Origin of the sequence: Corynebacterium sp. MSK039 (assembly GCF_030232315.1) — a bacterium.
Classification (GTDB): Bacteria; Actinomycetota; Actinomycetes; order Mycobacteriales; family Mycobacteriaceae; genus Corynebacterium.
The window spans coordinates 173965-199900 of the sequence record NZ_JASPJL010000001.1 but is presented as its reverse complement, the minus strand read 5'-3'; the positions used below and the strand labels follow the sequence as shown (position 1 = coordinate 199900).

At 63.7% G+C, this 25936-nt stretch carries 25 protein-coding genes; 24 read left to right on the top strand and 1 reads right to left on the bottom strand.

What is annotated here, in order from left to right; all coding sequences use genetic code 11:
* Positions 1 to 14: 14 nt before the first annotated feature.
* The 24 genes from QP997_RS00915 to QP997_RS00800 all read left to right on the top strand — a co-directional run bounded on the left by QP997_RS00915 (position 15) and on the right by QP997_RS00800 (position 24918).
* Positions 15 to 725, top strand: coding sequence for a metal ABC transporter ATP-binding protein (locus QP997_RS00915; RefSeq protein ID WP_284845921.1), 711 nt, complete (start codon positions 15 to 17; stop codon positions 723 to 725).
* A complete protein-coding gene (locus QP997_RS00910) occupies positions 718 to 1575 on the top strand; it encodes a metal ABC transporter permease (protein ID WP_284845920.1) in 858 nt (285 codons plus the stop codon). The genes QP997_RS00915 and QP997_RS00910 overlap by 8 nt, the downstream gene beginning before the upstream one ends.
* Positions 1576 to 1751: 176 nt before the next feature.
* A complete protein-coding gene (locus tag QP997_RS00905) occupies positions 1752 to 2312 on the top strand; it encodes a copper resistance CopC family protein (RefSeq protein ID WP_284845919.1) in 561 nt (186 codons plus the stop codon).
* 75 nt (positions 2313 to 2387) lie between these two features.
* Entirely contained in the window at positions 2388 to 2693 is a 306-nt protein-coding gene (locus QP997_RS00900; RefSeq protein WP_284845918.1) for a hypothetical protein, read from the top strand.
* A 129-nt stretch (positions 2694 to 2822) separates the two neighbouring features.
* Positions 2823 to 3479: a copper chaperone PCu(A)C gene (locus tag QP997_RS00895; RefSeq protein WP_284845917.1), complete on the top strand. Its 657-nt coding sequence runs from the start codon at positions 2823 to 2825 to the stop codon at positions 3477 to 3479.
* A 124-nt stretch (positions 3480 to 3603) separates the two neighbouring features.
* Entirely contained in the window at positions 3604 to 4812 is a 1209-nt protein-coding gene (locus QP997_RS00890) for a Dyp-type peroxidase (protein WP_284845916.1), read from the top strand.
* Positions 4813 to 4953: 141 nt separating this feature from the next.
* Entirely contained in the window at positions 4954 to 6942 is a 1989-nt protein-coding gene (thrS, locus tag QP997_RS00885; RefSeq protein WP_284846012.1) for a threonine--tRNA ligase, read from the top strand.
* Positions 6943 to 7102: 160 nt separating this feature from the next.
* Positions 7103 to 7684: an HIT family protein gene (locus tag QP997_RS00880; RefSeq protein ID WP_284846011.1), complete on the top strand. Its 582-nt coding sequence runs from the start codon at positions 7103 to 7105 to the stop codon at positions 7682 to 7684.
* Between the two features lie 64 nt (positions 7685 to 7748).
* A complete protein-coding gene (gene pgsA, locus QP997_RS00875; RefSeq protein ID WP_070758976.1) occupies positions 7749 to 8393 on the top strand; it encodes a phosphatidylinositol phosphate synthase in 645 nt (214 codons plus the stop codon).
* 3 nt (positions 8394 to 8396) lie between these two features.
* Positions 8397 to 9338, top strand: coding sequence for a phosphatidylinositol mannoside acyltransferase (locus QP997_RS00870; RefSeq protein WP_070758975.1), 942 nt, complete (start codon positions 8397 to 8399; stop codon positions 9336 to 9338).
* Positions 9335 to 10528, top strand: coding sequence for a glycosyltransferase family 4 protein (locus tag QP997_RS00865; protein ID WP_070758974.1), 1194 nt, complete (start codon positions 9335 to 9337; stop codon positions 10526 to 10528). The genes QP997_RS00870 and QP997_RS00865 overlap by 4 nt, the downstream gene beginning before the upstream one ends.
* 5 nt (positions 10529 to 10533) lie before the next feature.
* Positions 10534 to 11004 (top strand): hypothetical protein, encoded by a 471-nt coding sequence (locus QP997_RS00860; RefSeq protein ID WP_070759073.1) that lies wholly within the window; start codon positions 10534 to 10536, stop codon positions 11002 to 11004.
* 180 nt (positions 11005 to 11184) lie between these two features.
* Entirely contained in the window at positions 11185 to 12105 is a 921-nt protein-coding gene (pdxS, locus tag QP997_RS00855) for a pyridoxal 5'-phosphate synthase lyase subunit PdxS (protein WP_284845915.1), read from the top strand.
* Between the two features lie 6 nt (positions 12106 to 12111).
* Complete coding sequence (locus tag QP997_RS00850) at positions 12112 to 12996, top strand: acyl-CoA thioesterase (protein WP_187441028.1); 885 nt, start codon at positions 12112 to 12114, stop codon at positions 12994 to 12996.
* A gap of 263 nt (positions 12997 to 13259) precedes the next feature.
* Positions 13260 to 14015: a YebC/PmpR family DNA-binding transcriptional regulator gene (locus QP997_RS00845; protein ID WP_070758972.1), complete on the top strand. Its 756-nt coding sequence runs from the start codon at positions 13260 to 13262 to the stop codon at positions 14013 to 14015.
* A gap of 251 nt (positions 14016 to 14266) precedes the next feature.
* Positions 14267 to 14770, top strand: a complete 504-nt coding sequence (gene ruvC / locus QP997_RS00840; protein ID WP_187289750.1) for a crossover junction endodeoxyribonuclease RuvC — start codon at positions 14267 to 14269, stop codon at positions 14768 to 14770.
* Between the two features lie 44 nt (positions 14771 to 14814).
* Positions 14815 to 15435, top strand: coding sequence for a Holliday junction branch migration protein RuvA (gene ruvA / locus QP997_RS00835; RefSeq protein ID WP_284845914.1), 621 nt, complete (start codon positions 14815 to 14817; stop codon positions 15433 to 15435).
* Positions 15436 to 15500: 65 nt separating this feature from the next.
* A complete protein-coding gene (gene ruvB, locus QP997_RS00830; RefSeq protein ID WP_284845913.1) occupies positions 15501 to 16604 on the top strand; it encodes a Holliday junction branch migration DNA helicase RuvB in 1104 nt (367 codons plus the stop codon).
* A 149-nt stretch (positions 16605 to 16753) separates the two neighbouring features.
* Positions 16754 to 17146 (top strand): preprotein translocase subunit YajC, encoded by a 393-nt coding sequence (gene yajC, locus QP997_RS00825; RefSeq protein ID WP_284845912.1) that lies wholly within the window; start codon positions 16754 to 16756, stop codon positions 17144 to 17146.
* A 167-nt stretch (positions 17147 to 17313) separates the two neighbouring features.
* Entirely contained in the window at positions 17314 to 19155 is a 1842-nt protein-coding gene (gene secD, locus QP997_RS00820; RefSeq protein WP_148811739.1) for a protein translocase subunit SecD, read from the top strand.
* Positions 19152 to 20363, top strand: coding sequence for a protein translocase subunit SecF (gene secF, locus QP997_RS00815; protein ID WP_502870414.1), 1212 nt, complete (start codon positions 19152 to 19154; stop codon positions 20361 to 20363). The genes secD and secF overlap by 4 nt, the downstream gene beginning before the upstream one ends.
* Before the next feature lie 85 nt (positions 20364 to 20448).
* Positions 20449 to 22044 carry an ABC transporter substrate-binding protein gene (locus tag QP997_RS00810; RefSeq protein WP_284845911.1) on the top strand — a complete coding sequence of 532 codons (1596 nt, stop codon included), beginning with the start codon at positions 20449 to 20451 and terminating at the stop codon, positions 22042 to 22044.
* 17 nt (positions 22045 to 22061) lie between these two features.
* Positions 22062 to 22649, top strand: coding sequence for an adenine phosphoribosyltransferase (locus QP997_RS00805; protein WP_148811743.1), 588 nt, complete (start codon positions 22062 to 22064; stop codon positions 22647 to 22649).
* Positions 22642 to 24918 (top strand): RelA/SpoT family protein, encoded by a 2277-nt coding sequence (locus tag QP997_RS00800; protein WP_070758964.1) that lies wholly within the window; start codon positions 22642 to 22644, stop codon positions 24916 to 24918. Before QP997_RS00805 ends, QP997_RS00800 begins: the two co-directional genes overlap by 8 nt.
* Before the next feature lie 90 nt (positions 24919 to 25008).
* Here the strand turns inward: QP997_RS00800 and QP997_RS00795 are convergent, their stop codons facing one another.
* Complete coding sequence (locus QP997_RS00795) at positions 25009 to 25869, bottom strand: peptidylprolyl isomerase (RefSeq protein WP_284845910.1); 861 nt, start codon at positions 25867 to 25869, stop codon at positions 25009 to 25011.
* Positions 25870 to 25936 lie beyond the last annotated feature (67 nt).

Genomic DNA, 25936 nt, shown 5'->3' with positions numbered 1-25936 from the left:
CGAGAAAAACTGTTATGAGCATTAGTGAAGCGCCAGCCCCGATCATCGAAGCTCGCGGTGTCGAGTTTGCCTACGGTGCCTTTCCCGTCCTTTGCGGTGTCGACCTGACCGTTGTTCCAGGTGAGGTAGCCGCGTTCACCGGGGATAACGGCTGCGGGAAATCGACGCTGTTAAAAATTCTTATCGGCCAGAACCGCCCGACGGGCGGAAGCGTGCGGCTCTTCGGGGAGGAGACGTTTACCGGATCCGGAGCTGTCGCGTCGGGCAGGCTGCGTGGTATTGGGTACGTCCCGCAGACGAACGTGGTCAACAAGATTTCTTTTCCCATTACCTCCCGGGAACTAGTCGTCCAGGGGCTCGCTCGAGACTTTGGATTCGTCAAGGTCCCGCGTCGCCGTCACTATGAGCACGCCGATGAGCTACTCGACCACATGGGGCTCGGTGAATTCGCGCCTGTGCCTTTCGGGGAGTTGTCTGGTGGTTTGCAGCAGCGAGTGCTCATCGCCCGCGCTCTTATCGACGACCCCCGGCTCGTTGTCCTGGACGAGCCCACGGTGGGAGTCGATAAACGAAGCTTGGCTGGGTTTCTCCACCAGTTGGACCGCCTGCGGGAGGAAAAAGGGCTGACGATTGTGATGGTGAGCCACGAACTGGAGACCGTGACCAGTCATATGCAGGTGGACTCGGTGTACGTGATGAAGGAAGGGCTGTTGTGCCATGCTTAGTCTGATTGTTGAATTTGGCTTTGTGCGCCGCACCCTCATCGTGGGTCTGATGCTGGCCATCGCTATCCCGTTGATCGGCATCGTGATGGTCAACCGGCGCACCTCCATGATGGGGGACGCGCTCTCTCACACCTCACTCGCGGGCGTCGCGTTGGGTCTCATTGCTGGCTTTCCTCCAGTTGCCGGTGCAATTGTCGTGGCAGTGCTTGGCGCTTTTGCCATCGAGGGGATCCGTAGTCGCTTCCCGCACTACGGCGATATGGCCACTGCCGTCACGCTCAGCGCCGGCCTTGGTGTGGCGGTGATCCTCTCGGACCTGGCGCCGTCTGGACGTTCTTTCGACTCTTATCTTTTCGGTTCGATTTCAGCTGTCACCGAGACAGATGTCTGGCTCACGTCGGTGGTGTTCGCCCTAGTAGTGGCCACAAGTGTGGTCTGTTACGGCAGTCTGTTGGACATGGTCGTTGATCCGATTCTCGCGCGATTGGCAGGCAATCGTGTTGGAGTGGTTAACGCTGTATTTACTGCCCTTGCCGCCGTCACGGTTGCGCTCGCTGTGAAAGTGATCGGTGCGCTGCTGGTGGTCTCGTTGATGGTGCTGCCAGTCGCAACCGCGCTGATTGTCGCCCGTAGTTATTCCCAAGCCTTCTGGTTCTCTATTGGCGCGAGCATCCTCTATACGATGACGGGTCTGGTTATCTCATACTCGGTCGACGTCCGACCTGGTGGTGCGATTGTGGTCACGGCTGTCATCGGAATGGGACTCGTGGCACTGTTCCGAAAACTGCGTCCCGCTTCCCGTGAGTTGGCGATTCCGGATCCGGCGATAAAAGCGGTCGGCGGGGCATAACACTGGGCGCAGCATGTCTTAGGAAGCTGTAATGTGCCTTTCGCTGACGAGGGGCACAACCGTGGGTTCGGGGTGAGAGTCTGGGGGTAGGATCGGGCGGAGAACATTTCGCGGGAACTTAATCGAGCGATCGTCCGACTATCTATATCGGACCCGAACATCAATGGAAGGTGAAGATGCAGTTGTGGTTTGCTGACGCACACAAGCTCCGGTCCCGGATTGCGGGCCTCGTAGCGGCACTCGTTACGGGGATTGCGATGCTGGGGGCCGGCGTTGGTCCGGCGGCAGCGCACGACCTCGTGGTCGACTCCACGCCCAAGCAGGGCTCGAAGATCGAAGAGCCAGTCAAGGAGATCTCCTTGACATTCTCGGGTGTCCCTAAGGAGGGCTTTAATCGCATCGCTCTGTCCCGCGATGGCGACGTTCTCTTCACTGGGGAGCCCGATGCAGATGGCCGAGTTTTGAGCATCGAGGTGTCTGACGATGTGGACTGGCAGCCCGGTGAATACACCGTGGGATACCAGATCACTTCTTCCGATGGCCACGCTACTCGCGGTTCGCTGCAGTTCCAGTACGGCGACGTCGAGTCCTCGGACTCCAGCTCTTCCGAGCAGTCGGAGGAGACGGGGTCTGAGGGGCTGGGCGTGCCTACGTGGATTTTCGGCGTAACCAGTATTGTTGTTATTGCAGGAGCTCTCGTTCTCGCCATCGCACGGTGGCGGGATATCTCCAAGTAGTTTGGGGCGCCTGCCTGCGGTCCTCACCGCAGGAGGGGCGAAGAGCCACGAGAAACACCAAGGAGTCTGAAAACCGTGAAGCAGAACCGCACTGCATTGTCCGCCGTTGTCGCGCTGAGCGCCGCGCTTGCGCTGGCTGCCTGCTCTCCACCGAACGAGAAGGCTACCGGCACCGAGCACATCGACACCGCCACCGTCGGGGCAAAGACCCCGGAGCTGGGCGACAAGACGGACAAGAAGGCCGACTCGGCAACCTCTGAGACGGAGGAGACCACCACCACGTCTGAGGAGGCTTCCGAGGCTGAGGAAACGACCGCTGACGTCGAGCCGGGTGCGGCCAACGACGCCGGCACCGAGCCTGCAGCAGGCACCTTCAACTAAGCCTTTCTGGTTGGGTCCACATCCCATGCGCGTGGGGTGGAATGCCGGGGGCGATTCGTCCGTCCCGGCCTCCCGCCCGCCGCACCAACCACTTCCTTGAGAATCAAGGACTTTTCCGTGAGGTACACCATGAACACAACCGTTGGGCACGCTGTGCGTCGCCCCAAGTCCCTGCGCGCCACCGCAGTCGCGCTGATGGGCGTCACTGCTCTCGGCCTGGCCGCCTGCTCTCCTTCGGAGGAGAAGCCAAGCGGGCAGACCGCTTCTGAGTTGCAGACCGCCGAGAACGCTGCCGAGGGGCTGACCTTCGAAGAGGCATACGTTGGTGCTAAGGGCACCGATAGGGACATGACTGCGGTCTTCGGCAAGCTGGTCAACAACACCGACAAGGAGATCCACATCGTCTCCGCGTCCGGCAGCCTGGATGCGACGTACGAGCTCCACGAGGTTGTCGATGGCGTCATGCAGGAGAACCCGGAAGGTCTGCGCATCCCGGCCGGTGGCGAGCTGGAGCTGAAGCCCGGCGGTGACCACATCATGATCATGGACTACTCCGAGGAAATCGCCGCAGGTGACGACATCACCGTCACCCTCAAGGCAGAGGACGGCACGGAACACGAGCTCAAGGACATTCCGGCTCGCGTGCAGCAGTCCAGCCACGAGCACTACGGCGACGCCCATGGCGAGCACGGTGATCACGCTGACATGGAGGGCCATGGTGAGCACGGTGGCCACGGTGCGGGCATGGACGGCGAGGGGGAGCACGCCGAGCACGGCGAGCACTAGAGCTGCCTCCCACCAAGTAATGAAATGACAAGCCTGGGCCACGTGACCAACGCGGGGCCCAGGCTTTCCGCCATTTGGCTGCGGATCAAGAGACGTAGCAAGGACAGAAGAAGGTATTTGAGAGATGAGTACTGGGGAGTCTTCGGGATTTTTTAACGTCAGCCGGCGTGGGCTATTCGCCGGTGTCGGAGCAGCGGGTGCGGCCGCCGTGCTCGCCAGCTGCGCGGAAGGCGAGGGACGCGGGGGAGACATGCCCAACTCCTCCGGGGACATCGAGGAAAAGTTGACCGTCCCCTTCGATGGCGCTCGCCAGGCCGGCATTCAAACGCCGCACCAGAGTCACGGGCTTATCGTGGCCTTCGACTTCCACAACACGAACAGCCGCGAGGCCCTCCGCAAGGATCTCCGCCGGCTCATGCGCGTGTGGACCCCGGACGCTCGGAAACTCACCCAGGGCAACGCTGCGTTGGCTGACCTCGAGCCCGAGCTCAACCTGCAGCCCGGCAACCTGACCATCACCGTCGGCTGGTCGCCTGCCCTCATCGAGAAGATCGGCTCGCTCGATGAGGTTCCGAAGTGGGTTTCCTCCCACACCAAGGGACTGCCGAAGTTCAAGGGCGACGATCTGGACCCAGCGTTTAGCGATGGGGACGTCGTCGTCCAAATGTGTGGCGAGGATCTGACCACCCTGTCCCACGCGATGCGAGTCCTGACCCGCGGCGGGCGGGACTACGTCAAGCCACGCTGGACCCAGCGCGGCTTCGTCGACATCCGGGAGGGGCAGACCGCACGCAACCTCATGGGCTTCAAGGACGGCACCGTCGTCCCGCGTACCGAGGAGGAATTCGATAACGCGGTTTGGGACGACCGTAACGGCACCTCGATGATCGTGCGCCGCGTGACCTTCGACATGCCTGGTTGGGAGGCCCTCGACCGCGAGAGCCGAGAGAACGTCTTTGGCCGCAAGGCGATCAGTGGTGCACCCCTGACCGGAGAGGACGAGTTCGATGACCCGGATCTCAACGCGGTGGACAAGACCGGACTGCCCGTCATCGATCCCAAGAGTCACGTGGGCATTACGGCAGGGGAGGGTAAGCATATGCTGCGGCGCCCGTTCAACTGGGACGGCGAGGTCAACGAGCACGGCGATTCCGGCCTGATTTTCATCTGTTTCCAGGAGGATCCGGACACCTCCTTCACCCCGCTGCAGCACCGTCTCGCGGAGAACGACCGACTTAATCAGTGGATCACCCACACTGGTTCTGGGGTCTACTGGGTGCTGCCTGGCACCGAACCGGGCTCCTACTGGGGTCAGCAGATCCTCGAGGGGTAAACTGAAAGGTCGTTAGTGGCTGTCACCCGGTATGTGACCGCCCACGTCGTTGCTTGAAGGAGCATTTTCTTGAACTCTCCCGTTTCCGCACAGCCTGCCGTTAAGTTCCTCGTTCCGGCTGGCGAGACAGCCGGTGCGGCCATGCGCCCACTGGAGCTGCCGAACAAGGGGCCCGAGGCCATCGTCGTTGTAAAGGACCCGGAGGGTAACCTCCGCGACCTTGCCTGGACCCCGGAGGTGGACACCGAGGTCACCGCGATTGCGTCCGATACGGAAGAGGGGCGCGGCGTGATCCGCCACTCCACCGCGCACGTTCTCGCCCAGGCTGTGCAGCGGGTTTTCCCAGGCACGAAGCTTGGCATTGGACCGGCTATCGATGGCGGTTTCTACTACGACTTTGACGTCGCGGAGCCTTTCACACCCGAGGATCTGAAGAAGATCGAACGGGAGATGAAGAAGATCATCAAGTCGGGCCAGCGCTTCGAGCGCAAGGCCTATGGCTCCAACGATGAGGCTCGCACCGAGTACGCTGCCGAGCCGTACAAGCTCGAGCTCATCGAGGACAAGGGCAACGTCGATCCGGACTCCGAGGAGGCCATGGAGGTCGGCGCAGGTGAGCTGACCGCTTACTCCAACGTCAACCCGCGCACCGGCGAGGTCGAGTGGTACGACCTGTGCCGCGGCCCGCACGTGCCGACCACGCGCTACATCCCGGCCTTCGCGATTACCCGCTCCTCGGCGGCGTATTGGCGCGGCGATCAGGACAACGCGGGCCTGCAGCGCATCTACGGCACCGCCTGGGAGTCCAAGGAGAAGCTCGCCGAATACCAGCACATGCTGGAGGAGGCTGAGAAGCGCGACCACCGTCGCCTGGGTGCGGAGCTGGACCTGTTCAGCTTCCCCGACGAGGTGGGCTCCGGCTTCCCGGTGTTCCACCCGAACGGCGGCATCGTGCGCCTGGAGATGGAGGAGCACTCCCGCAAGCGACACCTGGCCAGCGGCTACTCCTTCGTCAACACCCCGCACATCACGAAGGGCGACCTGTTCCAGAAGTCCGGTCACCTGGACTTCTACGCCGAGGGCATGTTCCCCCCGATGCAGCTTGATGGCGAGACCGACGAGGACGGCAACGTCACCAAGCCGGGGCAGGACTACTACGCCAAGCCGATGAACTGCCCGATGCACAACCTCATCTTTGCCTCCCGTGGCCGTAGCTACCGTGAGCTGCCGCTGCGACTCTTCGAATTCGGTACCGTATACCGCTACGAGAAGTCCGGCGTGGTGCACGGCCTGACCCGCGCCCGCGGCTTCACCCAGGATGACGCGCACATCTACTGCACCGAGGACCAGCTCGAGGACGAGCTGACGACGGTGCTGGAGTTCATCATCTCCCTGCTGCGCGACTACGGTCTCGACGACTTCTACCTGGAGCTGTCGACGAAGGACCCGAAGAAGTTCGTCGGCACCGACGAGATCTGGGAGCGTTCCACCGAGATCCTGCAGCGGGTCGCCGAGAAGTCCGGCCTGGATCTCGTTCCGGACCCAGCTGGTGCTGCCTTCTACGGACCGAAGATCTCCGTCCAGGCTCGCGACGCCATCGGTCGTACCTGGCAGATGTCCACCGTGCAGCTGGACTTCAACCTGCCGGAGCGCTTCGATCTGGAGTACACCGCACCGGACGGCACCAAGAAGCGACCGATCATGATTCACCGCGCGCTCTTCGGCTCTATCGAGCGTTTCTTCGGCGTGCTCCTGGAGCACTACGCAGGCGCGTTCCCCGCCTGGCTGGCGCCGCACCAGGTCATGGGCATCCCAGTGGCCGAGGACTTCACCGACTACCTGGAGGAGTTCGTCGCCGATCTGCGTAAGGACGGCATCCGCGCCGAGGTGGACACCTCCGATGACCGCATGCAGAAGAAGATCCGCACCCACACCAAGGGCAAGATCCCGTTCATGCTGCTCGTCGGTGGCCGGGACGTCGAGAATGGTGCGGTCAGCTTCCGGTTCCACGACGGTACGCAGGTCAACGGCGTGCCGCGCGAGGAGGCAGCGAAGGCGATCAAGGAGTGGATCGGCCAGCGTCGCAATGAGCAGCCGACGAAGGAGCTCATCGCGTCGGAGCTGGGCTAAGCATCGCCCGGTGGCAAAGAATAAAGGTAGGGGTGTGAGGATAGTGAGTTGCGATCCGAGCCAGGGTCCTGCGGGCCGGTGTTCCTCGGAACGAGGAGCCGCGGAACCCGCGGGGACTGAGCTATCCGCCCAGGCTGCGGCTGAGGCCAATGGCCGGGTCGTGGACACCGGGGTGGGCTCGCAGCCTGATCTCGCCGGTGGCCTGGATCGGCTCTGGGCTCCCTACCGCTCCGCCTATCTCGCCAATCGGCCGAAAAAGCCCGCCCAGGAGGGGGCACAAGGCCCAGAGGGCTGCGAGGAGAAGCCCGAGGACCCGTTCCTCGACCTGCCCAACCTTCCCGACGAGGAGGCGCTCATCGTCGCTCGCGGGAAGGAGGTCTTCTGCGTCCTCAACCTCTTTCCCTATAACCCCGGGCACATGATGGTGATCCCATACCGCCAGGTCGCCAACTACGAGGACCTGACAATGCCGGAGCTCACTGAGCTGGCGACCTTCACCCAGCACGCGATCAAGACCCTGCGCTATGTCTCGGGCCCGGACGCGATCAACGTCGGCATGAACCTCGGCCGCCCGTCCGGTGGATCGGTGCCCACGCACCTGCACCAACACATCGTTCCCCGCTGGACCGGGGATACGAGTTTCATGACGGTGATCGCCGGCGCTAAAGTGCTACCGCAGACACTTCGCGATACCAGGGCCCTGCTCTCTCGGGCGTGGCGCGAACTTGAGGATCAAAAATAGTGGATAATACCGGGCGTAGGGGACCCGTACTAAGGACAATCGTGATGACTGAAAGGAAGGCTCAATGCTGAGCGAACACGCCCGTCGGCCTGCCTCCGTCATCATCGAACCCATCGCCCGCACCCTTCAGAAAGCGCACGTGAGCCCGAATTCGGTCACGCTCGGTGGGACCGTCGCCGCGGTGGTGCTCGCCCTGTGGCTGATCCCCACCGGCCACCACTTTGCCGCGGCCGTGCTGATCGGACTCACGACCGCGCTGGACATGGTGGACGGCACCATGGCTCGAATGTCGGGCGGCGGCACGAAATTCGGCGCCACTCTGGATGCCACCTGCGACCGGGTCACGGACGGCGCGATTTTCGGAGCCCTAGCCTTTTGGTTCGCGATGGACGCCGAGTCCCACCCCGTGCTGCTTGCTCTGACCCTCACGATTCTCGTCGCTGGTCAGGTGACGAGCTATGTGAAGGCGCGAGCGGAGGCCAGCGATCTGCCCGTTGACGGCGGACTCATTGAGCGCCCGGAACGGCTCATCATCTCGCTAGTCGCCCTGGGACTGTCCGGCCTGGGCGTGCCATATGTCCTCTGGGTTGGCCTGTGGCTGCTGGGTCTGGGCTCCGTATTCACGGTGATCCAGCGCCTCGTGATGGCCTCCCGCTCGGAGGCGTCCACCGAACACATCGCGGCGCCCGCGGGAGCACGGGAGTTTTAGCCCGTGACCAAAAAACTATCCCTGCCCAGCGGCGAGGATCTCTCCGCGCTGGCATATCAACTGGGTTGGGCGGCGACTAAGCGCCTGCCGGAACCCATCGCTGCCGTGCTTTTCGATCTGATCGCTGACGCTGCCTCGGGGCGGGGGAAGGGACCCGAGCAGCTGCGCCGCAACCTGTCTCGCGTCGTCGGTCCGGAAAACGTCACCCGTGACCTCGTGCGTCGCGCGATGCGCTCCTACCTGCGTTATTGGAAGGAAGCCTTTCGGTTGCCCAGCATGGTCGGTGACGACCTGGCCACCACACTCGACCAGGGCTTCGACTCCCCAGTCAGCAAGCAGCGCGTGGCGGAGGCCGTCGCGGAGGGCCGAGGGCTCATCCTGACGCTGCCACATTCCGGGAACTGGGACATGGCCGGGGTGTGGCTGGTTCACACCCACGGCGGTTTCGCGACCGTCGCGGAAAGGCTGAAACCCGAATCGCTATTCGAAGCTTTCGTCCACTACCGCAACCAGCTGGGCTTCGAAGTCCTACCGCTGACGGGTGGCAAGCAACCGCCGATGGCTCGGCTCGAGGAGGTCCTGCGCGCGGGCGGGGTCGTGTGCCTGATGGGGGAGCGGGATCTCACCGGCCGTGGAATTCCCGTGGATTTCTTCGGCGAACGCACCTCCATGCCCGCGGGTCCCGCCATGCTCGCTCAGAAAACCGGGGCAGCCCTGCACGTAGCGCACAGCTTCTTCGGCGAGGCACCGGATCAGTGGGGCTTTTCCGTGGGGCCAAGGATCGATGCCGACCGCCCGCTCGCAGAAGTAGCGCAGGATATTGCGGATGGCTTCGCGCAAAACATCGCTGCCCACCCCGCCGACTGGCACATGCTGCAGCCGCTGTTCTACGACGACCTCAGTGAGGCTCGCCGTGCTCGGCTCGCAGCAGGGGAGGCCCCGTGACCCAGGATCAAATCGCAGCGATTGGGGAGCGTCCCCTCAACATCGGCATGGTGTGTCCATACTCCTTCGACGAACCCGGCGGGGTGCAGATCCACGCGATTGAACTCTGCGCCGAGCTTGAGCGCCGCGGCCACCGCGTGAGCCTGATCGGCCCGGGGGAGCAGCGCGAGGGGCTGCCGGAGTTCCTGGAATGCGGTGGCCCCAGCATCCCGATCCGCTACAACGGTTCCGTGGCCCGGCTGAGCTTCGGTCCCCGTGCGCGCCGCCACCTGCGCCGCTGGATCGCGCGACATGATTTCGACGTGGTGCACATCCATGAGCCGAACTCCCCGTCCTATTCCATGCTGACCCTCGCGGTCGCCGAAGGCCCCATGGTGGCGACCTATCACGCCTCGGCCAGTGGTTCGAAGATCCTTAAGCTTGCGTTGCCGGTCTTGCGTCCGTTTCTGGAGAAGATCCACGCCGGCATTGCTGTCTCCGAGGAGGCCCGGCGCTGGCAGGTGGAGATGCTCGCCGGCGACCCGGTGCTGATCCCCAACGGGGTGGACACTGCTGCCTATCGGGAAGCGGAGGTGCTGCCCGAGCTGGATCCTGACCGGCCTCGGTTAATGTTTCTCGGTCGCTTCGACGAGCCGCGTAAGGGTCTCCAGGTGATGCTCGGGGCGATGCCATCGATCCTGCGCCAACACCCGAACGTCGAACTTTTGGTCGTGGGCGCGGGCTCGGTCGAGGCGCTCGGCAAGCGCTTGGATGGGATGGGGTTGAGTTGGGTTCACGGCAGGCAGCCTAGTGAGGCAACGGTGCGGGTGTTGGGCAAGGTCAGTGATGAGGAGAAAGCCCGCGCCCTGGCCACCAGCGACATCTACGTCGCCCCCAACACCGGAGGCGAGAGCTTCGGCATCGTTCTCGTGGAGGCGATGGCTGCAGGTGCGGCCGTCGTCGCCAGCGATATCCCGGCCTTCAAGGCGGTCGGCGATCAAGGACGCGCTGCGTGCCTATTCGCCAACCACGACGCAGCCAACCTCGCGCTAAAGATCAACCGCCTGCTGTCGGAGCCCGCGGAGATCCGCGAACTGGCTGCCCGCGGGCAGGACCGGAGCCGGATGTACGACTGGAACACGGTGGCCAGCCGCGTGGAGCAGGTGTACCAGACTGCCACGCTTAAGGGACGGAAGGTGACCTGCTCGTGATCGCGATCCCGACCTGGCTCGTCATACTCGCCGCCGTATTGGCTGTTCTGCTGGTGATCGGCCTGTGGGCCTACTTCACCGCCGCCCGGCTCAACCGTCTACACATCCGCACCGATAGCGCCCGACTCACTCTGGAGGGTGCGCTGCACGCCCGCGCGATGTTGATAGCCACGCTGCGGCCAGATTTGAAGAAGCAGGCGGATCGGGTGTCCCGGGTGCCCCTGCAGGCGACCGACATGGGGGCGCACTCGGAGGCGGAAAACAGCTTGCTAATGGCACTGGATGCCACCGTTATTGAGCACCCGGCGTTCATTGCCGCCTCCACGCGCGTTGACCTGGCATCCCGCTTCTATAACGACGCCGTGTGGGACACGCGCCAGCTGCGCTCTCGGGCGAGCGTTCGAGCCCTCAAGTTGGCCGGTTTCGCTCCACTGCCCGAGTATTATGAGGCCGCGACGACCGATCACGTGGCGTGAACCTAACCCTGTTAGACGGGTTAGAACTAGACAGGTTAGACTAGTGGCCTAAAACACCAACGAGCTGGAACGTGTTGGCGTCCTTAAAGCCGCGCTCCCGAGGGGCACCGCAAGGTCAACCCGAGGGCTGAGGCGAGGAAGCGCGAGCACGCCCAGCCACGAAGAGACGGGAATAACTACGTGAGCAAGGCATCCAAGACCGCTGCGGCGGACGCGTCCATCACCACCGGTTCCGCGCGCGTCAAGCGCGGTTTTGCCGACCAGCTGAAGGGCGGCGTCATCATGGACGTCGTCACCCCGGAACAGGCCAAGATCGCCGAGGACGCAGGAGCCTCCGCCGTTATGGCACTGGAGCGCGTTCCGGCTGACATCCGCGCACAGGGCGGCGTGTCCCGCATGTCCGACCCGGACATGATTGCTGGCATCATCGACGCCGTCGAGATCCCGGTCATGGCCAAGGCCCGCATCGGCCACTTCGTCGAGGCAGAGGTTCTCGAAGCACTCGGCGTGGACTTCATCGACGAGTCCGAGGTGCTGAGCCCGGCCGACTACAAGAACCACATCGACAAGTTCGACTTCGAAACCCCATTCGTCTGTGGCGCCACCAACCTGGGCGAGGCCCTGCGCCGCATCAACGAAGGTGCAGCCATGATCCGCTCCAAGGGTGAGGCCGGCACCGGCGATGTGTCCAACGCGGTGACCCACATGCGCACCATCCGCGCGGAGATCAACCGCCTGAGCAACATGGCCGAGGATGAGCTCTACGTTGCCGCCAAGGAACTGGCCGCACCGTACGAGCTCGTCGTTGAGGTTGCGCGTAACGGCAAGCTCCCAGTCACCCTGTTCACCGCCGGTGGTATCGCTACCCCGGCCGACGCGGCGATGATGATGCACCTCGGTGCTGAGGGCGTGTTCGTCGGCTCGGGCATCTTCAAGTCCGGCAATCCTGCTCAGCGCGCCGCAGCCATCGTCAAGGCAACGCAGAACTACCAGGACCCGAAGATCATCGCGGACGTCTCCCGCGGCCTGGGCGAGGCCATGGTCGGCATCAACGTCGACGAGCTGCCGGTGTCCCACCGCCTCGCAGAGCGCGGCTGGTAATTCCCCATGGTTGCCTCCTCGTCCGCCGCCCGGCCCCGCATCCTCGACGTTCTCGACCTTGAGAAGATCGACGGGGATATCTTCCGGGGACGCGTGATTCCCTCGACGTTGAGCCGAACGTTCGGCGGGCAGGTGGCTGCTCAATGCCTGGTCGCTGCGACCCGAACCGTGGGCGCGGAGTACCAGGTGCATTCCCTGCACGGATATTTCGTCGCCCCCGGGCGTTCCGAAGAACCAACGCTGTACATCGTGGAGCGCATCCGCGATGGCAGGTCATTCTGCTCCCGCCAGGTGAAGGCGGTTCAGCACGGCAAGCCGATCTTCATCATGCAGGCCAGCTTCCACGTCCGTACGGACGAGGGGCCGGAACACTCCGATGAGATGCGTCGGGTGGTGCCACCGGAGGAGGTCGTGGTCAACCGCGACGAGCTGCCTCCGGTGCGCAAGGCGCTGTTCGATGAGTGGCGCGAGTGGGATCTGCGGGTCGTGCCGGAAGGAGACTTCGAGCCGAATAAGTATGCGGCCTCCCAGCAGGTCGTCTGGTTCAAGTCGAAGGCCAAACTCCCGGACGACGAGACCTTCCACGTGTGCACGTTGGCGTATATGTCTGACATGACGCTGCTGTCCTCCGCCCTTGTCCCACACCGGGGCGAGCAATACCAGGAGGCCTCACTCGATCACGCGATGTGGTTCCTGCGACCGTTCCGCGCCGATGAATGGCTGCTCTACGACCAGGTCAGCCCATCGGCGCACGCGGGGCGCGCGATCACCCACGGCCGCATCTTCAACCAGGCCGGGGAATTGGTCGCCGTCGTGACCCAGGAGGGGCTGACCCGAAAGATCGTGGGAGACCGCCCGGCCGTCCCGCTTAAGGGCTTCGAAGGGAAGTAACACTCGACCCCGCAGCCTTAACATGCGGGCATTGCAGCCTCGACCCCGCAGCAGAACCGCCGTGCCGAGCAGCACGGCGGTTTTTGCGTCCAAGAAACGCATCTCCCGAACAATTACCCACGACGAGGAGCGCGTTAAGGCCTTCTTGGGACGCGCGGACCAGTGGTTCTAAAGAAAACCCGCCGGAGGCTCGTAGTAAGCTGGTAGGCGCGAAAAACTGCTCAGCAGTTTGAAGGAATTATTCGGCTAGTAGGAAGAGGACGATGGCAGGCCATTCAAAGTGGGAGACCACGAAGCGTAAGAAGGCAGCAATCGACGCCAAGCGTGGCAAGGAATTCGCTCGCCTGGTGAAGAATATTGAGGTTGCGGCGCGCATGGGTGGCGGCGACCCGGATGCCAACCCGACGCTCCAGGACGCCATCACCAAGGCCAAGAAGTCCTCCGTCCCCAACGACAACATCGAGCGGGCCCGCAAGCGTGGCTCCGGCGAGGAAGCTGGTGGCTCCGACTGGGAGACCATCATGTACGAGGGCTATGGCCCGGGCGGCGTTGCGATGCTCATCGAGTGCCTGACCGATAACCGCAACCGCGCTGCCACCGACGTCCGCACTGCGATGACGAAGAACGGCGGCAACATGGCGGATGCCGGCTCCGTGTCCTACCAGTTTGAGCGCAAGGGCCAGGCCCTTCTCGACAAGGGGGAGCTGACCGAGGACGACCTGCTGCTTGCTGTCCTCGACGCCGGGGCCGAAGAGGTCAAGGATCACGGGGAGCAGTTCGAGGTGCTCTGCGATATTTCGGATCTCATGGCCGTCCGCGAGGCACTGAAGGAAGCGGAGATCGAGTACGATTCCGTCGAGCAGGTGTACCGCTCGAATCTGGAGGTTCCGGCGGACGCGGAGTTGGCCCGCAAGGTTGCTAACCTCATCGATGCTCTCGACGACGTCGACGATGTTCAGGAGATCTACACCAACATGTCCGTCTCCGACGAGGTTGCGGCCGAACTCGCCGAGGACTAATCGGCCTACCTACGGGGCGGTACGTGCCTGCCCGCCCATGGGGCTGGGTTGGCTGCCCGGCCGCATGACGGGTTGCTACGAGCCGACGTCGATTTCGATCATGTGTGCTATATTCGTTATCTATCATGAGTGCGAGGTCTAATGCAGTGCCGGATGGGGCCCCCGGAGAGTCGGATCAGGGTGCCCTCGGCCGCGCCTCCCGGTCGCCGGGAGGGTGGGGGTCGCCCACTGGATTTCGGCGGACCGAATCGATGGTGGGCAAGCGCGTCATGGGAATCGACCCTGGTCTGACCCGCTGTGGGCTCTCCGTCGTGCAAGCCGGTCAAGGCCGCGCAGTGTTCCCCGTCGCTGTTGGAGTGGTTCGCACCGAGTCCCATGTCCCACTGGAGCAGCGACTCCAGCGGCTATACCGCGCCGTGAGTGAGTGGATCGCTGATTACTCCCCGGACGTGGTCGCGATCGAGCGGGTTTTCGAACGCTCAAACGTCTCGACAGTCATGAATACGGCTCATGCCTCCGGGGTGCTGATGCTCGCCGCGGCGGAGCGCGGATTGGCCGTGGAAAGCTACACGCCGAGCGAGGTGAAGAAAGCGATCAGCGGCAATGGCCGGGCCGATAAGGCTCAGATGACCAAGATGATCACCCGCATTCTGGGGCTCTCAGAGGCCCCCAAGCCCGCGGATGCTGCCGACGCGCTCGCACTGGCGGTCTGCCACTGCTGGCGGGGACCGATGAATCAATTCCTGCGCGCCTGAGGCGCCTGGGGTAGAAAACACAACAGAAGGATGATGAGTTCGACATGATTTCCTCGCTGCGCGGCGACGTGATCGATAAGGGCCTGGATTATGTAGTGATCGAATGCGCCGGGGTGGGATACCGCTGCCTCGCCACCGGCGATACCCTCGCTACGTTGCATCGCGGCGAGCAGGCCTTCGTCCTCACCAGCCTCGTGGTCCGGGACGACGCGCATACGCTCTATGCTTTTTCGACCCCCGAACAGCGCGAGACTTTCGGAATCCTGCAGAAGGTCTCTGGCGTGGGCGCGCGCCTCGCCATGGGGGTGATGAGCGTGCTGCAGCCCGCGGACATCGCTCGGGCTGTCGAGGAGGGGGATATCAAGACCCTGCAGCAGGCTCCTGGGGTGGGCAAGCGGCTGGCCGAGCGCATGGCCGTGGATCTCAAGGGCAAGTTTCCGGCTCCGGAAGCTACGAGCGACCAGGCAACCCTTGGAGATATCACATCGAACGGCACCGACACGGCGTTGCAGTCGCAGGTCGTGGAGGCGCTCGTCGGCCTCGGCTTCACCGAATCCAAGGCTGCTACGGCTGTGAAGAAGATTCTTGAGGAGCAGAACGGAACCGCCGACCCTTCGGCAGTGCTGCGTGAGGCCCTGCAGCGGTTGAGTGGCCACAAGCGTTAATCGCGCGCGGGCCACACAACACCTAGGATTCACAGCAGCAGACCACGTAGGCAAAGGACGCACCAATGTCAGACATCGAACGCACCGAATTCGAATTGCCGGGTTCGTCGCTGCCTACCCCGCGCCCTGAGCCCGGCAATCAGCCTGCCGGGCAAGCGCCGAATAGCGAGCTCTCCGGTGCACAGATCCCCGGGGATACCGAGTTCGATAGCTCGCTGCGCCCGAAGAGCCTGACGGAGTTCATCGGCCAGCCGAAGGTGCGCCAGCAGCTTGAGCTCGTGCTTGGCGGTGCCCGCAGCCGTGGTGTTGCGCCCGACCACGTGCTCCTTGCGGGCCCGCCGGGGCTAGGTAAGACGACGATGGCGATGATCATCGCCCAGGAGCTCGGTTCCTCACTGCGCATGACCTCGGGCCCGGCACTCGAGCGGGCAGGGGACCTGGCTGCCATGTTGTCGAACCTCATGGAGGGCGACGTGCTCTTCATCGACGAGATCCACCGCATGGCGCGCCCCGCCGAAGAGATGCTCTACATGGCGATGGAGGACTTCCGCATCGACGTCATCGTCGGTAAGGGGCCCGGAGCAACGTCGATCCCCATCGAGATTGCCCCATTCACCCTCGTTGGCGCGACGACCCGGGCAGGCATGCTCACAGGTCCCCTCCGTGACCGCTTCGGTTTCACTGCTCAGATGGAGTTTTACGACACTCCCGAGCTCACCCGGGTGGTCACCCGCGCCGCAGGGATCCTCGGCGTAGAAATCGATCACGACGCTGCCACCGAGATCGCCTCCCGATCGCGGGGCACGCCGCGTATCGCCAACCGGCTCCTCCGTCGCGTGCGAGATTATGCCGACGTGCAGGCCGATGGCCAGATCACCGTGGACATCGCCCGGCAGGCGCTCGTGGTCTTCGATGTCGATGAAATGGGGCTCGACCGTCTCGACAACGGGGTTCTGGAGGCCCTCGTGCGTGGTCATGGGGGTGGGCCGGTGGGAGTGAACACGCTTGCTCTGGCGGTTGGGGAGGAGCCCTCGACGGTTGAGGAGGTCTGCGAACCATTCCTCGTGCGCGCAGGCATGGTGGCCCGCACGCCGCGGGGGAGGGTTGCTACCGCGGCAGCATGGCGCCACGTCGGCCTGGAGCCACCGGAGAACGCACCTGGCATGTAGCGCCGCGTGGAGAACAGCGCCGACGGGACCGCGCCTAGCGCGCCCCGCGCATCGAAGCACCGCGCGTCGGGTCCCCAGGCGTCGAGTCTCCGAGGTGGGAACGGTAGCGGCTACGTGCAAAAACCTAAGAATGTGAGACACTGAAAACTATGAATTCTTTGATCCTCATCCTGATCGTCGTCGTATTCATCGCCTTGCCGCTGGTGCAGATCCGCAAGCAGAACCAGCGGATGAAGCAGATTCGCGAATTCCAGGACTCCCTCCAGCCGGGGATGGTCGTCCAGATGACCTCGGGCATCCAGGGGCGTGTGGCGCACGTGGGTGACACCTCGATTGACCTGGAGATCAGCCCTGCGGTGGTGACCACCTGGGACCGCGCCGCCGTCCTGCAGGCCGTGAACTCCGTGGAGCCTGGCTCGCAGCAGGAAGAGCAGCTCAGCAACCGTCCGGATGACCAGGCCGAGACGGTGGACAGTGACGTCCAGAACACGGATTTCGACGTCGACGGTGGTACCAGCGCCGACGGCGAGTCCCGCAACTAGGCGTCGGTGCGCGACCCGCTGGACGCGCACGCACACCCCACACGGACTTGGACATCTGGTGACCGGAGACAGGAATCCGGGTGCCAGATGTTTTGTGTCTCCAGCAGGCACTAAGATATTTTCCCAGCTTTTCATTTAATCCCGATTAACAGCTCAGGAGCCCAACTGTGGCCACAGCGCGAACTCGGCAGCAGAAGCCCACGAAAAAGAAGTGGTTGAAGCGCTCGCTGCTCGTCTTCTTCGTTATTTTCCTCGCCATTTACGGACTTGTCTTTACCACCGGCGATAAGTCCGCTACGCCAAAACTCGGCATCGACCTGCAGGGTGGCACGCGAGTTACCCTCGCCCCGCAAGGGGAGCGGCCGACCGCCGACCAGCTGCAGCAGGCACGTCGCATCCTCGAGTCCCGCGTCAACGGCATGGGTGTCTCCGGCGCCGAGGTCGTCACCGACGGCGATAACCTCGTGATCACCGTCCCGGGGGAGGACGCCAGCGAGGCCCGCGCCCTGGGGCAGACCTCCCAGCTGCTGTTCCGCCCGAACTCCCAGCCACAGCCGACGACCCCGAAGTTCGCCGAGGTCTACAAGGACATGGCCAACCGCTGGGTTGAGGCGGGCATCGTGGAGAAGAAGGCCACCCAGGAGAAGATGAACGATCTCCTCAAGGCCATGAAGGAGCAGAATGCTCCAGGGCTGCCGGACAAGCTGACGGTTTCCGCCAAGGAGCCAGCGGAGCCGAAGAACTCCGTCGAGGAGCAGAAGCGACGTGACAAGCAGGTTCAGATCCTGCTGAAGGACCGCCAGTCCGAGGACCCGGATACGCAGTCCGCAGCAGCGGGGCTGCTCGACTGCTCCGGACCTGATCCGCTCTCCGGTGCCGACGATCCTGCCAAGCCGCTGGTGACCTGTTCGCCGCAGGGGCCGATGGTGCTGGGGCCTGCTCCGGTGCTGATCGGTGATGAGAACAAGGACAAGCCCCGCCGCTTGACCGGTGACATGATCGATACGAATTCCACCATCACCGGTGGTTTCGACGCTCAGTCCGCACAGATGGCCATCACGTTCCGTTTCAAGACCGGCAAGGACACCCCGGGTGGCGAGACCTGGTACAAGCTCGGCCAGGACATGATGAACCAGCAGGTCGCCATCACTCTGGATTCCCAGGTCATCTCCGCCCCGCAAATTCAGGGCGCAACTCCGCCAGGCGAGGTTTCCCAGATCACGGGCCAGTTCACCGAGAAGGAAGCCCAAGACCTCGCCAACAACCTGCGCTACGGTGCGCTGCCGCTGAGCTTCGTCGGCGAGAACGGCGAGCCGGGTGGTACCGCGACGACGATCTCGCCCACCATGGGTGAGGCTTCCCTGCGCGCTGGGTTGATCGCCGGGCTCGTTGGACTCGTGCTCGCCTCCCTCTACGCGCTCTGGTACTACCGCGGACTCGGCCTGATCGCCATCGTCTCGCTGGTGGCCAGCGTGGCGACGGTCTTCGGTCTCCTCGTTCTGCTGGGTCGCTGGATCGGTTACAGCCTGGACCTGGCCGGCATTGCGGGCCTAATCATCGGTATCGGCACCACCGCCGACTCCTTCGTGGTCTACTTCGAGCGCATCAAGGACGAGATCCTCGGTGGTTCGACCTTCCGTTCCGCCGTGCCTCGCGCGTGGGATCGGGCTCGCGGGACGATCGTCACCGGTAACTTCGTGTCGCTTATTGCAGCGGTGATCCTGTACTTCCTCGCCATCGGCGACGTCAAGGGCTTCGCATTCACCTTGGGGCTCACCACCGTCGTCGACGTCCTGGTGGCCTTCCTGCTGACCGCGCCTCTGACGATCATGTTGTCCCGCAAGCCTTTCAGCGCCAACCGCAAGGTCAACGGTCTGGGCCCGGCATTCCGCCTTGCGGAGTCCCGCGGCTACTCGCCGACCCGACCACAGTTCGCTGCTGCCACGGCGGACGTTAAAACGACGAGTGGCTCCACAGAGAGCAGCTCGACCGAGGAGGAGACCCGATGAGCAGCACGGACACCGCCATGAGCAGCGTGAACACTGCGCAGCAGAAGGAACAGGACAAGGGCTCCTGGTTGAGCCAGATGTACAACGGCACCGGCAACTTCCCCTTCGTGGCGAAGCGGCGCCTCTCGTACCAGATTCTCATTGCCATCTTCGTCGTGTGCATCGCGACAATCGGCTTCCGGGGCTTTAACCTCGGCATCGATTTCGAGGGCGGTACGCGCATCAGCATGCCGCCGACCGCAAGCGTCCAGCAGGATGACGTTGAGCGCGTTTTCACCGAGGCCACGGGAGTAGAACCCAATGCGGTTCAGACCGTCGGTTCGGGAGACTCGCAGGTCATCGAGATCAACTCCGAGCGGCTCACCGAAGAACAGATCCGCCAGGCCCGGACCGCGCTCTTCGAAGAGTTCAAGCCCGTGAATGCTCAGGGGCAGCCCTCCGAGGACGCCGTGAATGACTCCACGGTTTCCGAGTCCTGGGGCTCGTCCATCACCGAGCGCATGCTGCTCGCACTCGGCGTTTTCGTTCTCGCCGTCTTCGCCTACATCGGGCTGCGTATGGAGCGCGACATGGCGATCTCCGCGATCATCGGTGTGATCATCGACCTCACCATCGTCTCGGGGCTGTACGCCCTCCTGGGACTCGACGTCTCTCCGGCGACGGTCATCGGTCTGTTGACGATCCTGGCCTATTCGCTCTATGACACTGTCGTCGTGTTCGACAAGGTGCAGGAGAACACTGCGGGGCTATTCGACTCGAACCGCGCGACATATGGGGAGCAGGTCAACCTCGCGATCAACCAGACGGTGATGCGCTCCATCAACACCTCGATTTTCTCGCTGGTGCCGATCGCTGCGCTGCTGGTTATCGCCGTGTGGCTCATGGGCGTAGGCACCCTCAAGGACCTCGCGCTCGTGCAGTTCATCGGCGTGATCTGCGGTACCTTCAACTCCATCTTCTTCGCTGCCCCCATGCTGGTGAGCCTGAAGATGCGCCAGAAGAAGTACCAAGAGCACGACGAGCAGGTTCGCAAGGCTCGCGAACGGGCAGCTGCTGGCGAAGAACCGGCTGACGACGCCGAGGATGCGCCCCGCGCCGGAACCCGCACCGTCGTGAGCCCGAACGCTGGGCTTCGCGCGCAGCGCGAACAGCAGCCGGATGCCGCAGGCCCGGATACCAGCGGGGTATCCTGGCGACCTGGAATGTAGCTGGCGAAAGCTCAAAGACTCGGGGGAGATCCCGGGGAGCGTTCGCATGGCGGTGAACCCCGGCGGACGCTCAAGGAGGTGTGAAGTGTTCAAGCATCGCGGATTCCGCGCGGGAATAGCGACCCTGGCCGTTGGCGCTCTGCTGGCCGGCTGCGGTAGCGATGGCGGCGGGCTGGGTCGTGCCGAACCACAGTTCGGCTACCAGCTTCCGACCACCCCGGTCACCACCAACGCGGGGTCGGCTGTCGGGGTGGCTACTGATGCGGCAAAACTTTCTGCCCGCCTGTACCCAGGTGCCTTCCTCGCTGGACCGGAGGGCCAAATGCTGCCCAACCGGGATCTGGTCGAGGTCACTCCGAGCGAGAAGCACCAGGAAGTCGTCGACTACAAGATCAACCCGAAGGCAAAATACTCCGATGGGCATAAGGTAGTGTGCGATGACTTCCAGCTGACAAAACTGGCCAGCGAGCGTGCCGATCTTTTCGCCTCCGATTTGCCGATCTATCACCAGGTCGCCGAACTCTACTGCGCCCCGGGGGCCGACCGCTTCCGGGTGGTGTTCAAACCGGGGTTCGGCCAGCGGTACCGCGAACTTTTCAGCGCGGGAACCGTACTTCCTGCCCACAGCGTCACCAAGCGGGCCGAGGTGGAATCAGTCACCGCAGCCACCGAGTCTGGGGTGGAGGACTTGGCTCGCCTCGGCAAGGCGTGGCAAGAGCTCTTCGATATCACCAAGACGGACCCCGCCTCCGTCCCGACATTCGGCCCATACCGCATCACCGAGAAGGGGGAGCAAGGCCAGTTGGTGCTCCGGGAGAACCCGGAATGGGCCGGGGATAGCCCCGCGCAGGTGCCGATCTACGTATGGGGCCCGGGAGCAGACCTGCCGAAGCTCGCCGAGGACCACCAGATTTCGGTGCTCGATGCGCCCGTAAAGACGGATTTCGCCGCCGCCGGCATCGCGTCCGAGAAGTTCTCGATTAGCCGCCAGCCCAGCGACCGTCTGGATACCCTCAGCCTCGCGGACACCGGAATCTTTGCCGACGAAGGCGCCCGGCACGCCTTCAGCGCCTGCATCGACCGCAAGGCCCTCGTGAAGACCGTGTCGGAGTTCTCCCGCAATCGTGTGACAGCCACCGGTTTGCGTGTTGTGCAGCCATCTGCGCCGACTCACCCCCGGTTGCGCGCACTGTCCGGGGCCCACATGAACCGGGATATCCAGGCGGCGAAGGGGGCTCTCGAGGGAGCTACCGTGCGCATCGGCTACCTGAAGGAACGCGAGCGCTACGCCAAGCAGGTTGAGAGCATCAAGAGCAGCTGCGCGGAGGCCGGGATCACCGTAGAAGAGGTGCCTCTTGCCGCCGCGAATTATGGAACCTTGGGGGAGGACTACGACGCGTTGCTGTCGACCCTCAGCGGTTTCGGCCGCAATGGGCTCAGCAAGGCCAACCAGGCATCGCTGCTGCCGGAGCTTCTCCGCGCGGAAAAGGAACTGCAGCAAGCGATGTGGACGATTCCGCTGACCACCGAGCCGCGGGCCATCGCAACCCTGAAAAATGTGGACAATGTCGTGGATAACCCGGGCAATGTGGGGCTCAGCTGGAACATGGACCGGTGGGTCGAGCTAGACCACATCCCCGAAACCAACAGCCCCACGGACACCCCCACCAAGAAGTCTTAAAGGATTAGTCGACAACCATGACCCAGGCATCAGAGTTCATCCTCTCCGACCCGAGCGCGATTGAGCGTCAGGAGTATGCCCAGAAGCTGCTCGCGGATCACATTCGGCTCGTGCCAGGATTCCCCGCCGAGGGCATTGTTTTCGAGGACCTCACGCCGGCGCTCGCCGACGCGGAGGCTTTCCGAGCTGTCGTTTGCTCCTTGGCTGACGCTGCCCGGGAGATGGAACCAGACCTGATCGCTGGTCTCGATGCGCGCGGCTTCTTGCTCGGCAGCGCCGTGGCTTACGAGCTGGGCCTCGGCATCCTCGCGGTGCGCAAGGGCGGAAAACTGCCGCCGCCGGTTCACCAGGCCAACTATCAGCTGGAGTACGGCACCGCCACGCTCGAGATCCCAGCCGACGGCTTGGATTTGCGGGGCCGCCGGGTACTGCTGCTCGACGACGTCCTGGCGACCGGGGGCACCCTCCAGGCCGCTCGTAGCTTGCTTGACAAAGCTGGTGCGACGGTCTGTGGCCTTGGGGTAGTACTTGAGGTACAAGCGCTGGACGGTCGACAGCGCTTCCCTGATATCCCGTTGTATGTCGTAGGAACCGATCATGAGTAACGAAAAGGGTTCGCTGTGGATGGCGGCGCGCATTGCGCGCACCCTGACGGGGACCGCCCGCCCGAAGGTGAACCCTGTGCTGGCACCACTCATCGTGGTGCACCGGAAGTTCCATCCGAAGGCGAACCTCGAGGTTCTCAACCGGGCGTATGACACTGCGGAGCGACTGCACGACGGCGTGATGCGCAAGTCGGGGGAGCCGTACATTACCCACCCGCTCGCCGTGGCGACCATCGCTGCGGAGATCGGCATGGACACCACCACGCTGGTGGCAGCACTCCTGCACGACACCGTCGAGGACACCGACTATTCACTCGAGGAACTCACCGCTGATTTCGGTGAGGAGGTTGCGCGCCTCGTGGACGGTGTCACCAAGCTGGACAAGGTGGCGCTCGGTTCCGCAGCGGAGGCCGAGACCGTCCGAAAGATGATCGTGGCGATGTCGCACGATCCCCGCGTGCTGGTCATCAAGGTCTGCGACCGGCTGCACAACATGCGGACCATGCGCTTCTTGCCGCCGGAGAAGCAGGCGAAGAAGGCTCGCGAAACACTGGAGGTCATCGCACCACTGGCGCACCGGCTGGGGATGGCGACCGTCAAGTGGGAGCTGGAGGACCTCGCCTTTGCGATCCTGTATCCGCGCAAGTACGAGGAGATCGTCCGCATCGTCGCGGACCGAGCCCCCAAGCGCGACCAGTACATCGCCCGCGTCAAGGATGAAATCGAGTCCGCGATGCAGGACACCGGCATCAACGCCGAGGTCGTGGGCAGGCCGAAGCACTACTGGTCGATCTACCAGAAGATGATCGTCCGCGGCCGCGATTTTGACGAGATTTTCGACCTGGTGGGAATCCGAATCCTGGTGGAAACCGTCCGCGACTGCTACGCCGCCGTCGGCGCGGTCCACGCCTTGTACCAGCCCATGCCCGGCCGTTTTAAGGACTACATCAGCTCGCCGCGCTTCGGCGTTTACAAGTCCCTGCACACCACCGTGCTTGGCCCGGACGCGAAGCCGCTGGAGATCCAGATCCGCACTCTGGAGATGCACCGCAACGCCGAATACGGCATTGCCGCGCACTGGCGCTACAAGGAGACCCGAGGCACCCACAGTGGAACCAGCGAGGACCTGGACCAGATGGCGTGGATGCGCCAACTGTTGGACTGGCAGAAGGAGGCGGCGGATCCGAACGAGTTCCTGGATTCGCTGCGCTACGACCTCTCCACCGACGAGATCTTTGTGTTCACCCCGAAGGGGGATGCCATTACGCTTCCCGCGGGTGCCACCCCCGTGGACTTCGCCTACTCCGTGCACACCGAGGTCGGGCACCGCTGCATCGGCGCGAAGGTCAATGGACGTTTGGTTGCGCTGGAAAGCAAGCTGCAGACCGGCGACAAGGTAGAGATCTTTACCTCCAAGGACCAGTCGGCAGGACCCAGTAAGGACTGGCTGAACTTCGTCGTTGTGCCCCGAGCCAGGGCCCGCATCAAGCAGTGGTTTGCCAAGGAGCGCCGCGGTGAGGCTGTCGAGGTCGGACGTGACGCGCTCGCCGCGGAGGTGCAGCGTAATGGCGTGCCGGTGCAGCGCCTGTTCACCCCCGAGTCAGTCCGTGCCCTGGCAGCCGACCTGGGGTACGACGACGTCGACGCCCTGTACGCTGCCATCGGCCGCCACGAGGTCACCGCCGGGCACGTCGTCAACCAGCTTATGGACCAGCTCGCTGGCGAGGACGATGCGCCCCCGATGCTGCCCAACGAGGTGCCCGTCCACCCGGCAAGCCGGATCGCGAACACCCCGCAGGAGGGCCGTGGCGACGGCTCCGGCATCCTCGTGCAGGGGGAGGCGGACTTCTCCGCGAAGCTGGCGAAGTGCTGCACCCCGGTGCCGGGCGATGCGATCTTCGGCTTCATCACCAAGGGTGGCGGAGTCTCAGTGCACCGCACAGACTGCACCAACGCTCCGAAGCTGCACCAGGACCAGGAGCGAATCATCGAGGTGGGCTGGGCGCAGAGTTTCCAGAACGCCGTGTTCCTCGTGACGATCCAGATCGAAGGCCTGGATCGCAACGGCCTGCTCTCCGAGGTCACCCGCGTGGTTAGCGAGCAGAAGGTGCCGATCATCGCGACGAGCTCGCGCACCTCGGAGGATCGGGTGGCGATGATCCGTTTCACCTTCGAGGTCTCCGATACCAAGCAGCTGGGTTACCTGATGGGGCAGCTGCGCAACATCGAGGGCGTGTTCGACGTCTACCGAGTCACCACCGGCGGCTAGGACCCAGCCAACCCCCGTCGGGGCAGGATCAACGACGAAGCCCGGGCACCCATGCGGGGTACCCGGGCTTTGCGCAGCCGGAGTAGGGATCTAGCTGACGGTGGCCTTTTCGATCTTGACCTCATCAGCCGGCTTGCCGTCGCCCTCTGGGGCGGCGTCGTAGATCTTGTCCAGGGTGGCCAGGCCCTCGTCGCTGATCTTGCCGAAGACGTTGTACGCCGGTGGCAGCGTGGTGTCCTTCGTGACGAGGAAGAACTGGGAGCCATTGGTGTCCGGGCCGGAGTTAGCCATTGCCAGGGTGCCGCGCGGGTAGGTCAGCGGGGACTGGCTCTCGCCCTCGGCCACACCGTTGAGTGGGAATTCGTCGCCGAACTTGTAGCCCGGTCCGCCCGTGCCCTTGCCGGTCGGGTCGCCGCACTGCAGGATGCCCATCTGATCGGACTTCACGTGGCGGTGGCAGACCGTGTTATCGAAGTAGTTCTGCTTGGCCAGCGACTCGAAGCTGTTCACCGAGCACGGGGAGGTGCCGCGGTCCAGCTCGATGGGGATCTCGCCGGCGGTGGTCTTCAGGTTCACCTTGACCAGGCCATCGGTCGGGATGTTCTCGGTGCTCGGCTTATCGACCTGCTTGGCCGCGCCGCCCTCATCCTCGTACTCGCAGCTGACCTGCTTCGGGTAGGCCGTCATCGGGCCGTCTGGCAGCGGCGGGTACTGCTGCTCGTCCTGAGCCTGGGTTTCGGTCTGATCCTCGGAGTCATCGGAGCCCGTGTAGGTGCTGGCGAAGTAGATGCCGCCCACGATCGCGGCCAGGACCACGACGGTGGTCACCATCACGCCGAGCGGCGCGAGCTTAGCCTTGCGCTCGCGGCCTTTAATCGCCTTGTCGAGGTTATCCAGCGCCTCGTCGCGGCGCTGCGCGTTGGGCATCTTGCGCCCAGTGTTCTCACTCACGTGTTGAACCGGTGCCTTTCTTCCTGCGTGATCATCTTCAGCGTGATCATGGACGATTCGCGCAGAG